General features: G+C 52.0%; 9 protein-coding genes. 1 reads left to right on the top strand and 8 read right to left on the bottom strand.

The window, feature by feature from the left end; translation table 11 throughout:
- Positions 1–226: 226 nt before the first annotated feature.
- Positions 227–865 carry a cupin domain-containing protein gene (locus F4Y39_23010; GenBank protein ID MYC16611.1) on the bottom strand — a complete coding sequence of 213 codons (639 nt, stop codon included), beginning with the start codon at positions 863–865 and terminating at the stop codon, positions 227–229.
- A 64-nt stretch (positions 866–929) separates the two neighbouring features.
- Here F4Y39_23010 and F4Y39_23005 point away from each other — a divergent pair, with 64 nt between their 5' ends.
- A complete protein-coding gene (locus F4Y39_23005) occupies positions 930–2876 on the top strand; it encodes a hypothetical protein (GenBank protein MYC16610.1) in 1947 nt (648 codons plus the stop codon).
- A 42-nt stretch (positions 2877–2918) separates the two neighbouring features.
- Here the strand turns inward: F4Y39_23005 and F4Y39_23000 are convergent, their stop codons facing one another.
- The 7 genes from F4Y39_23000 to F4Y39_22970 form a co-directional block, all read right to left on the bottom strand.
- Positions 2919–4427 carry a sulfatase-like hydrolase/transferase gene (locus tag F4Y39_23000; protein MYC16609.1) on the bottom strand — a complete coding sequence of 503 codons (1509 nt, stop codon included), beginning with the start codon at positions 4425–4427 and terminating at the stop codon, positions 2919–2921.
- Positions 4428–4442: 15 nt separating this feature from the next.
- Positions 4443–5513 (bottom strand): lactonase family protein, encoded by a 1071-nt coding sequence (locus F4Y39_22995; GenBank protein ID MYC16608.1) that lies wholly within the window; start codon positions 5511–5513, stop codon positions 4443–4445.
- A gap of 12 nt (positions 5514–5525) precedes the next feature.
- A complete protein-coding gene (locus F4Y39_22990; GenBank protein MYC16607.1) occupies positions 5526–6620 on the bottom strand; it encodes a 3-isopropylmalate dehydrogenase in 1095 nt (364 codons plus the stop codon).
- A 43-nt stretch (positions 6621–6663) separates the two neighbouring features.
- Positions 6664–7380 carry a glucosamine-6-phosphate deaminase gene (gene nagB, locus F4Y39_22985; protein ID MYC16606.1) on the bottom strand — a complete coding sequence of 239 codons (717 nt, stop codon included), beginning with the start codon at positions 7378–7380 and terminating at the stop codon, positions 6664–6666.
- 14 nt (positions 7381–7394) lie between these two features.
- Positions 7395–8939 carry a D-aminoacylase gene (locus F4Y39_22980; GenBank protein ID MYC16605.1) on the bottom strand — a complete coding sequence of 515 codons (1545 nt, stop codon included), beginning with the start codon at positions 8937–8939 and terminating at the stop codon, positions 7395–7397.
- Between the two features lie 3 nt (positions 8940–8942).
- Complete coding sequence (locus F4Y39_22975) at positions 8943–10757, bottom strand: hypothetical protein (GenBank protein MYC16604.1); 1815 nt, start codon at positions 10755–10757, stop codon at positions 8943–8945.
- A gap of 234 nt (positions 10758–10991) precedes the next feature.
- Positions 10992–11330, bottom strand: coding sequence for a hypothetical protein (locus F4Y39_22970; GenBank protein ID MYC16603.1), 339 nt, complete (start codon positions 11328–11330; stop codon positions 10992–10994).
- Positions 11331–11334 lie beyond the last annotated feature (4 nt).

Below are 11334 nucleotides of genomic sequence, written 5' to 3'. Positions count from 1 at the left end.
ACCAGATCATCGCCACTGTCGATCTTCAACCCCTCAACCCCATCCCACCCCGCCTCAGCCACTTCTGCCAGCACCTTCTCGGGATTTTCGTGCTGCTCGCCCCGAAACTGAATCAAATGACAAGCCAGTCTAAATTTGCCCATATTTGCGTCCTTTCTAAAAGCGGGCGACCACAGAGCCTGCCCCGTAATGCTTTTATACGGGGGGTCGCCCCTACAATTACACTTCACACTTCATCCACCGTCCGATGCGCGAAAGCATTCCACACACCAGCCAGATCGTGAACAGCCTTAAACATCGGATAAAGCGCGTCCCACATCGCATCTCGCGCTTTGAATGCGTCTTCCCTATCGCCCTCTGCGAATGCCTTCTTAAAAGCCGCAGCCTGCTCGCGCTGCGTCTCTGCTGTCTGTTCTACGCGCGCGACAAAATCCTCCACAGACTGCAGATGTTCATCTGCTCTCGCATCTGCATCAGCGCTCAAATCTGGCTCCTGATCATAAGAAGAAGAATTTGCAAAACGTGGCGGCTCCTTCTCCCCCTCTGCCGTCCAATACGTATGCGTCGGCAAAATATGCGGTGTCACCGACAAATACATAATCACCTCATCATCGCCCACATTGCGCACCGTATGCGCCTCATCCGTCAGTGCAATACACATCTGCCCGGGACCCAACACCTCCGTGTGTCCTTCGATATCAAACTCTGCCTGCCCTTGTAAAATCAGAAAAATCTCGTGTCCCAAATCGTGCGTATGGCTCTGATTGAACTGCCCCACCTCCATCTTCAAAAACCGCGAACGAATTTGGGGTGTCACCAGCATATTGGTAATATCCCTGCGATAGTCAAAAACTTGAAATGGCATGATACCCTCCGTATATTAAAAGTTAGAAGAGAGAAGGAAGAAATCCACCAACAGAAAGAAATGCATGAGCCTGCCCAATCCTGCGCCACAGCCTGACCCCGCGTCACACATCACCACCCGCGCCATCATCGTTGGCCTGATCCTGACCCTTGTCATCTGCTATTTTGCCACCGACACCACCTATCGCCTTCGCGCATCTCGCGTATCTCTGGGCCACATGCCCATGTCATTGTGGCTGCCATTTCTCCTCATCTTCCTCATCAATCCCCTGCTGAAAAAAATCCGAGACACCTGGATGCTTCGCCCACATGAATTGGGACTCATCCTCTGCATGGGATTTATAGGTAGCGTTTTTCCCACCAAAAACGTCGCCGGACGCCTGATCGCCGTACTCGCCAGCCCCTATTACAAAGCCACGCCGGAAAACCGATGGGCGGAATTTACCCACGAACACATCCAACCCTGGGCAGTACCCAGCAATCGCGCGGGCGACATCACCAATTTGTGGGAGGGATTGCCGGCGCATCTTTCCACACCCTATCACGTCTGGGCTGTACCGCTCTTCTGGTGGTTCACATTTTTCTTCGCGCTATTCATCGCCTGTTTGTGCATCACCGTCATCTTGCGCAAACAATGGGTCGAACACGAACGCATCACCTTTCCCCTCGCGCAATTGCCCGTCCTGATGATTCAGGATACAGCGTCGGGACAAATCGGATTTTTAAAAAACAAATTATTCTGGACGGGATTTGGCATCGGATTATTCATCTTATCCTGGAATATCCTGCCCCTCTTCTGGCACAACCTCCCAATCATACCCATTGGTCCCACCTACCGCACCGCCATCTCATTTGGACACGACTTTCCCCCACTGCAAGTCAAATTCAACTTTGTCATGGCGGCCTTTGGATATCTCACCAACCTCGAAGTCCTCCTCTCCATCTGGCTATTCCACGTACTCTCGCTCATCGAAATCGGCGCATTAAACCGCTTTGGCATCACAGTCGGCAGAGACTTTGGCAGCGGCCTATTGCTACAGCAAGTCGGCGGCTTCATTGCATTTGCCCTGTTTGGCCTCTTCATGGCGCGGCAGCATATTGGAACCGTCATCCGCGCACTCTGGCAACCGAATGCAGAAGACAAAACCGAACTCCTGTCTTATCGCACGGCAGTGATCGGCCTGATCATCGCACTCATTTATGCCAGTGCCTATATGTACGCGCTGGGCATTTCCCTATTGGGCATAGCAGTACAACTCGGCCTGCTCTTGATCTACTTCATCGGCCTGGCCAAAATCGTCGCAGAAACCGGCCTCGTATATGTCGAAACCCCACTGCGAACCCAGGAACTCGCCGCTGCCGCACTCGGCACAAATGTGCAAACCCCCGACCACGTCGGCATGGCCCTATCAGCCAACAGCGTGGAAAGCCACCGCGAATACATCCTCCCATCCCTCACACACACCGCCAAAATCCACGACGTATTTCGCTGGCCGCGCAATCGCATGGTCGCGGCCCTAATGCTCGCCTTTATCATCGGCTTTGCCGTCTCAATTATCTATACCCTCAACCTCTGTTACGGCGCAACCGGCGCCGCCAATATCCGCCACGTCTTTGTATTCGGCGGATACAGCCAGCGCATGTTTGACCGCGTCGTCTCCTGGGCATCGGAACCGACCTCTTTTGGCCGCGTTGAATGGCAATTCCTGGCTGCGGGGGCGCTCGGCACCCTGTTTTTGAGCCTCATGCGCCTGCGCTTTGCGTGGTGGCCCCTCCATCCCGTGGGATTTACAGTGGGATATGTCTATCCCGTCAGAGTCACCGCCTTCACCGTCTTCCTCGTCTGGGCATTTAAATCCATCGTATTGCGCATCGGCGGCATTCGGCTCTACCGCGATTTGCAACCCTTCTTCATCGGCCTCTTAATCGGATACACCCTCGGCGTTGGCCTCTCCACACTCGTAGATCACATCTACTTCCCCGGCAACGGCCACATGGTGCATTCGTGGTAAGTCAAAAAGGGTCGCCATCGCGCGATGACAGCCCCTTTCACTTCAAGATGGTTCTCGAAGTGCCTGTTCCCGGATAGTATTTACATACGGATGCCCCGTCTCCTCCAACCAGCTCAAAATGCGGTCTCTCATCGATGCGGCACGCGCGCGATCTCGATACGCCAGATTGTGTTCCTCATGGGGATCATCCGCCAGATTGTAAAGCTCGTCCAAATCGCGCACCCCACCGCTCAGAGGCTTCCAATTCAACACAAACTTCCACGCCCCCTGCCTGATCATCACACCGCGATTCATCAAATCCGTAAAAATCTCTTCCCGCGCAACATCGCGCTCACCCTTCAAAACACCGCCTATACTCTCGCCATCCACCCCCTCGGGAATATCCACACCCGCCAGATCCAGCAGCGTGGGCATCACATCCACACTGCTATTCAAAGACATGTTCACAGACCCCGCCTCAATTCGCCCGGGCCACCGCACCAAACACGGCACCTTCATCAACGTATCATACCCACAATACGTCAACTTATACACCATCCCAAACTGTCCCACCATATCGCCGTGATCCGACACAAACATCACAATCGTATTCTCCGCCTGCCCATTGGCATCCAGCGCATTGAGCACCCGCTCTATTTGTGCGTCGATATAACTCACATACCCCCAATAACGCCGAACATAATCTCGCACCTCATCTCTCGACCAGACATCGCGCACATAAGTGCGGGCATTATCCCATTGAAAACGCGGCTTATCCTCCAATGGCGCATCGTAATTATCGGGCAGGGCTACATCGTCCAAATCGTACATCGAATCCCAGGGTTCAGGCGGGCAAACGGGCAAATGCGGTCCGTAAAAAGACAACACCGCACAAAATGAATTATCCCGATTAGCATTGAGAAACGTCACCATCTCATCGGCAAAAAAGTGCGCCATGTGGTGATCCTCTCCCAACAAACTCACGCTGTGCTCCCGGTCTGGGGCACTCGGCGCTGCCTGATGATTGCCCACGCGAGGCAAATTTTTAACCTCATCGGGCAAATCAGTCGTCTGCAAATACGCTTTGAAATGCTTCCATCCCCCAACCCAGTGATCAAATCCACTGCGAGATTCATCCTCGCCCGTACCGCCCTCCACCTGTACAAACTCAAAATCGCGCGCACTATCCACCCGCTTTTGCACCCAGCAATCGTCAAACGGACCGCGCCCTGTAAGCCCGCGATACATATTTCCCCCCAAATGCCACTTGCCAACCCACGCGGTTTGATAGCCCGCATCGCGAAATGTATTGCCAATTGACGGCAACGCATCGTCTAATTCCACATTATTGGTCATCACCCCGTGGTTGTGCGTATAGCGCCCGGTCAAATACGTCGCCCGAGACGGCGTACACGGAAACGCCGCAATATAAAAATTATCAAACCGCATGCCCTCGCGTGCCAGGCGGTCTTGCGCGGGTGTTTGAACAACCGAATTCCCATAACAACCGATAGTCGATACCGGTTGCTGATCCGTCATAATCAAAAGCACATTTGGACGATCACCGGACATTGTAATCCCCTCTTTCTACCCCAAAAATTTCAGGCAAACGGGCATAGGCACTTCCGCGACATGCCGTGTCTCTGTCAATTTCCCGGTCTCGCGGTCAATGGCAAAAGAAACAATCGTATCACTGCTTTGATTCTCTGCGAGTAAGAAATTGCCATCGGGCGAAAGCGCGATATTGCGAGGCGTTTCTCCTCCAGTGGAGTGAATATCGACCGGCGTCAAGTGACCGCTGGACTCGTCAACAGCAAAAATGGCGACACTATCGTGACCGCGATTTGATCCATACACAAACTTGCCATCGGATGAAACGTGAACATCCGCCGTATGGCTCGTATCTGAAAAATCCCCGGGCAACGTGGCGATAGACTGCAACTCAGTCAACGCGCCGGACTCTGCATCATAGGCGTACGCATTGACAGTATTTCCGATTTCATTGATCAGATAGGCGTATTGTCCCCCAGGGTGAAAAGCAAAATGACGCGGTCCCTCACCGGGCGCAACAGAGACGGATGGCGGATCATTCTCAAGGAGTTTGCCGTTCTGGAGATCGAGCTCAAAAATCAACACCTTATCCAAACCGAGATCAGCGACATAAACCCGTCTGTTATCCGGCGAAATATTCGCAGAATGGGCGTGGGGACCTTGCTGTCGTTGCGGATTGACACTACTGCCCTCGTGCTGAATAAAATCCGACGCTTCGCCCAACGCACCATCTTCCCCAATGGGCAACATACAGGTGCTACCCCCACCGTAATTTGCCACCACAGCATAGCGACCCGTCGCATCGATATTCAAATGACAGGGACCAGTGCCTACTGTCGATTGCCGGTTGATAAACGCGAGATCTGCGGCTTCTACATCAATGGCATACGCGCTAATCGCCCCCGCGCTCTCGCCATTGTATTCACTGATCTCATTGACCGCATAGAGAAAGCGCCCATTGGGATGAATGGCGAGAAATGTCGGATTCTCACTCTCGATGCTATTCGCCGGAGTGAGTTCACCGGTCTCGGTATTGAATCGGTGAACGTAAATACCCTTGCTGCCAGTGCGAGTATAGGTACCGATAAAAGCGATGATATTGCTCATGGGAAATCTCCTTTAATTACTCAAAATATCGACGACCATATCGCCAAAATCACTGGTCGAAAGAACATTTTTCGGATCGGTTATTTCTGAAGCGAGTTCAGAAGTGGCATATCCTCTCTCGAGAATATCGAACATAGCGTTCCACAAAGCGTCGGACTCTTCTTTGAGACCCAGACATTTATCCAGCAAAAATGCAATACTGCCAATCATCGAATAGGGATTGGCGATATTTTGTCCCGCGATATCGGGTGCTGAGCCGTGTGCCGGTTCCACATAGCCCTTTTCAGGCCCCATACACGCCGAAGGTATCAAACCGAGAGAACCGAGCAAACCACCCGCCTGATCGGTCAAAATATCGCCCTGCATATTTTCCAAAAGCATAACCCCATTGAATTGCGTGGGGTCTCTGACGAGTTGAAAAGCTGCGTTATCGACGATAATCGACACGTATTCGACATCGTCGTATTCTTTTGCCATATCTTCGATAATCGCGTCCCAAAGCCGGGATGTCGCCAGCACATTCGATTTGTGGACATGGGTCATCCCGGTGCCGAGACGTCGGGCTTCGTCAAACGCAACCGTTCCAATCGCGCGTACCTGCTCTTCGGTATAAATACAATCGTCGCGCGCGTATTTCATACCCGTGGCAGTACCTTCTTCTTTCTCCCCAAAATAAATACCACCCACAAGTTCCCGAATCATGAGAATATCAATACCCTCTCCAATAACGCTATCGCGCAAAGGAGAAAATGACGCGAGAGATTTAGGCAACCTGACCGGGCGATAATTGGCATACGTATTAAAACGCTTTCGCAAAGGCAGAATAGCACCGAGTTCCGGACGCAACTCCTGTGGAATTTTCTTCGTCTCTTCAATGGAAAGCCCCACCGGACCTTTGATAATCGCGTCTGCCCGATCACACAGGGCTTTTGTCTCATCGGGAAACGGACTACCCTCGTCAAAATACGACGCCGCACCAAAAGGCGCGTATTCCAGCACAAACTCGTGATCGAACTTTTTTTCAATCGTGCGAAGAGCTTTAATCCCCTCGCGCATAATCTCTGGCCCAATGCCGTCGCCTTCAAGCACGGCGAGGGTCTTTTTCATGGCAAACCTTTCTGTTGAATTAAAAACTAAGAATTGGTGGCCTTCACACTTCACAGGCCGCCCCTCTATCTAAAATAAACGTACAATCCGAATGTGTCTGTAAAAAACTCGCCGGGCAAGATGGATGAGGGATACCTTGAACAGCGCGAGCAATCGCTTTCGCCTTATCCGTACCCGTCGCCAAAAGAAGAATCCGCCTCGCCTCGCAAATCGTGGCAATCCCCGCGGTGAGTGCCTGTTTGGGCACATCTTCAACACGCTCGAAAAAGCGACTATTCGCCGCAATCGTACTCTCGGTCAAATCGACCAGACGGGTGCGAGAATCGGGCGCGCTACCGGGCTCGTTAAAAGCAATATGTCCATTGCGACCAATGCCGAGCAACCACAAATCCACATCGCCACACGCCCGTATCCTGTTCTCAAAAGCCTCGCACTCGAGATCGGCATCCACTGCTGTCCCATTGGGCACATGCGTATTCCAAAGTTGAATATCAGTACCGTCAAAAAACGCGCGATTCATAAAATAGCGATAACTCTGCGGATGCGTGCCATCAAGCCCCCAGTACTCATCGAGATTAAAAGTAGTCAAACGCGAAAAACTCAGCCCCCTCCGGTTCTCCCGCACGAGTTCGGCATACGTCCTCACTGGTGTTGATCCCGTTGCCAAACCGAGCACAGCATCTGGCTTCTGGCGAATAAACGCGGCAATTTCCGATGCAGCGGCGCGGGCCACATCATCGGGCGTATCGCAAATTTTCACTTGAATAGGCATAATCAAACGCGGCGCAGCACCTGGCCGGGCAACGCACCTGTAGGTTCCCCATTGGCAATGACGGACTGGCCATTGACAAAAACATGCGAAATACCGACTGGCGGCAGCGTGGGATTTTCAAAAGTAGATCTCGCAGCCACCGTATCGGGATCAAAAACAACGAGATCAGCGACCTTCCCCACAGCGAGTTCGCCCCGGTCGGGAATATTGAAACGCCGCGCGGGAAAACCGCTCATCTTGTAGATCGCTTCCTCAAAAGTCAGCAACTCGCGCTCGCGCACAAAATGACCCAGCACGCGCGCAAAACACCCAAAACCCCGCGGATGCGGATGCGGAATATTAAAAATACCATCGCTGGCAATCATCATACGCGGATGAGTGGCTGTACGCGTCACGGTCTGCTCGGCGACTTCGAAATCAACCTGCCAAGGAAAAATAACGGCATGATCTTCGCGCTCCTGAAAAATCAGATCGTAGGCAAAATCTTCCAGAGATGTATTTACCTTGGCCGCGAGATCGCTCAGGCGTTCTCCCGTGTACCTGCCCGAGCCAGTATAACCCACGATTTGATCGCCGCGTCCGAGCCATGTTTTGAGTTCGGCGACGGACTCAGCGCGAATTTCTGGGTCTTCAAGACGCGCGTTGACCTCATCTGGATTACCGACCTGAAACTTCATGGGCAACATCATGTACAAATGCGTCATCCCAGCCGGATAGAGATAAGATTCAAAAGTCAGATCAATATCTTCGCGCTCGATTCTCTCCAGCAAATCGGCATTCTCGTCGTTGACCCGCTCGTGCGAGATGTGAACAGGGATATTTGCTGCGCGGGAAAGCGCGATAGTCTCTTCCCAGGCGGCAACGCGCCCAATCGTGTGATAACGAACATGAGCCGCGTAAATACCCCCGTATTCCGCTGCGACTTTGCAAAGCGCAACAAGCTCCCGAAAATCCGCATTGGCACTCGGCTGATAATCGAGACCCAGATTGAGCGCGCCGGCCCCCGCCTCCATCCATTCGCGCGTGAGATTCGACATCCGTGCAATCTCATCATCTGTTGCTGGCCGCGCATCCCACCCGCATGCAGACAGGCGAACCGCGCAATGCGGAACTTGTGGATACACATTTGCCGCGCTGTTATTGGGAAAAAGACGCAGATAATCCTCAGGCGTTTGCCAGCCAATCGGAATATCGACCTCGCCAACGGAAAAGCGCGTATATGTCCACAATTCGCGCGTGCGCTCGGGCGACAGCCCCGTCCACCCAAACCCATCGGGCGTCAGAAGTTGCGTCGTAATGCCCTGCTGCACCTCGGCATAGCGATGAACACCTGTAAGCAGGGCAATTTCCGAGTGGACATGCACATCGATAAAACCGGGACAGACGATATATCCCGTCGCATCGATAATCGCATCAGCCTCTGCCTGAGACAAATCGCCAATAGCCTCAATGCGATCTCCACAAATGCCAACATCTGCCTGAAAACCGGGCGTTCGGCCCGTGCCGTCAATCACTGTGCTGTTGCGAATAATGAGATCAAAAGTCATGTTCTACCACCTGTTGAGTTTGTGGCCATTGCCCGGGAAAAAAAGCGCATCCACAACAACGCCCAATGCAATACCGGCAATTTGACCGGCCAGCATACCCAGGAACAAAGGCGCGATTTTGCGATAGAGTTCAAGACCGCCAAATTTGAGGACGAGCGTTTTGATCGCCCAGCTAAAGAAAATAGAAAATAAGCTACTCCGCAAGACGCCCGACGATGAAATCGTGAATCCAATCGGATGAAGCGGAAAGTGGGGAAAGCGATAGCGAATATAGAGCAAAATACCTGTAAAAGCAGCACCAATACCCAAAAAACGCACGCGATTCCAGTCCGTACTCATCGTCCCAGCGTGTACGCGATTGGCGGTATAACCCCACGACCCCACGGCGCCATCAGCGGACCCATTAAAACTAACCACCCCAAAATTATAGCTGCCAATACCGTAATAACCCTGATAAAGGGTAAAAGCAATAACAGTAGTCGCGCCGATCAAGGCACCTGTGGCAATCGCGGGAACAAAAGCGCGGCGGCGTTCGGCGGGCACAACCGCAGCCAGACGCGGGACATGGGCAAGCGTTGTAATCGCAAATGTTTTTGCATCGCAAAAAAATGTGTAAGTCAGCCCCAGAGCAACAGCACTCGGTGCTCCCATACCCGCAACACCAAGGACGTGCCAGGTAAATGCCTGAGCGGTAATAGGACCGCGTAAAAAAACCAGACCACTTTCGGCGATAATATGTGCAAGACCGAGATAGAGAATCAGCGTGGCACCCCAAAAGGTGAGCAAGGTAAGGGTATTCATACCCGATTGCACGAGAAAAAAAATCGTGTACACACTACACAAGACTAGGATCATAAATGCCGTGCGATAGGATAAAAGCTCCCCCTCATCATCTATCTGCGCGTTGCGAGACCACACCTTGTGCCAGACATCGCGCAAATGTGCGCGCGCCATCCACAGCCCCCACAGAACGAGAATAATAAAACCGCCAAAACTCTGCCACCCAATAGCCGGGGCCATAGAACACCACATATCGGAACCGCCAAAATCCAAACCAAAGCGATTGAAAATGCCAACCTGAAGAATCGCGAGCAAGTGAAAAAACCAGATGCTGTACAACACATCTGATTTCGTGAAATAGGCAAATGCAATCGTCATCGGCTGGAAGAGAAACCACAGCGGTGGAAAACCGCGACCAATGGGGATATTGATCTGCCTCATAACATCCAGACGGGGCAATGCCGTGACAAACCATGAGGCGACATTCCAGCAAAAAACGCCAAAAATGAGTACAAATCCAATCTGAAAAAAGCGCGAGCGAACAAGGTTAGCAAACGCATCTTTTGAATCACCCGTACCCGTCAACTCGAGAAGTGCCGTAGCAATGGGAAAAGAGAGCCGTTCGTATTCCATCCACTGTTTGCGAAGGAGAATAACCACACAGAAATTGGCGAGAAATACAGCACCCAAAAAAAGGACCCAGCCGGGGAAAAGTGCGATCCACGCATCCCAGGGAAAAGGGGCACCAGGCGGCAGCCCTTCGTAAAACCCCGTAGCTGCAGCGCGGTCTGTCAGCACATTCCACTCGGTAAAATGTGGCCACAGCCTTTCTGCCCACATATTTTGCGTTGAAGCAAAATAAATGGGCGCAGTGACAACGCCGAGAAAATAACCCGAAAGCCACTCACCTTGCATATTGGCAGCCACCATGCCAATGCTACATATCGCGATGAGTTCAAAGGATGAGAGGCCCCTGAATCTGCGCGAAAAAAAATAGTTAAAAACGAGCAAGGCCAAAAAGGGAATCAAAAAAGCCACAGACAAATGGGCAAAATCCCCGCGGGAAGAACGCAGAATCAAGCTACTATACACAGGCCAAAAATTCACCCAAACAGATAAACAAAGGCCAATGATGATCGCGCGAATAGTCATAGGACACCGAAATATGAAAAACAAAAAAATGGGCGTCCATAATAACACTGAGAACAGCGTCGGTCAAGCTGCGTAAAAGACTGGAGACTAGGAGGGGACTGACGACTTTTCACTGGCCGCTTATTTCATTGCCAGATCGTCGAGCCATTGTGCCACGCTGTGTTGATTGCCCTGAATAAAAACAGGCGCGAGAGATCCTCGGGCGTGCAGGGCGTGGATGAGGCGGTCAATGGCGATGAGTTGTTCGCCGGGGGTTTTGCACCGAGGCCATTGGCTCACAAATTGGCGAATGGGCGTGAGATTTCCCGTGTGTGCATATCTGTCGTATTGTTTTTTCCACGATTGCCATGTGAAGGCGTGACCACATGCCGCGCAGTTTAAGTGTTCGACCTTGCGTTTTTGCTGTTTTGTGAAAGCCCGCCATTTTTTTTCATAACCACAATGTGTGCAACAAAACATAGCG

This window comes from Gemmatimonadota bacterium (assembly GCA_009838845.1).
Taxonomy (GTDB): Bacteria; Latescibacterota; UBA2968; order UBA2968; family UBA2968; genus VXRD01.
The sequence above is the reverse complement of the archived record's forward strand: the minus strand, read 5'-3'. Positions and strand labels throughout refer to the sequence as shown.

What these genes read in the sequence shown, in the direction of transcription:
- F4Y39_23010 (MYC16611.1), bottom strand. Translation starts at nt 865, where the DNA reads ATGCCATTTCAAGTTTTTGACTATCGCAGGGATATTACCAATATGCTG.
- F4Y39_23005 (MYC16610.1), top strand. Translation starts at nt 930, where the DNA reads ATGAGCCTGCCCAATCCTGCGCCACAGCCTGACCCCGCGTCACACATC.
- F4Y39_23000 (MYC16609.1), bottom strand. Translation starts at nt 4,427, where the DNA reads ATGTCCGGTGATCGTCCAAATGTGCTTTTGATTATGACGGATCAGCAA.
- F4Y39_22995 (MYC16608.1), bottom strand. Translation starts at nt 5,513, where the DNA reads ATGAGCAATATCATCGCTTTTATCGGTACCTATACTCGCACTGGCAGC.
- F4Y39_22990 (MYC16607.1), bottom strand. Translation starts at nt 6,620, where the DNA reads ATGAAAAAGACCCTCGCCGTGCTTGAAGGCGACGGCATTGGGCCAGAG.
- F4Y39_22980 (MYC16605.1), bottom strand. Translation starts at nt 8,939, where the DNA reads ATGACTTTTGATCTCATTATTCGCAACAGCACAGTGATTGACGGCACG.
- F4Y39_22970 (MYC16603.1), bottom strand. Translation starts at nt 11,330, where the DNA reads ATGTTTTGTTGCACACATTGTGGTTATGAAAAAAAATGGCGGGCTTTC.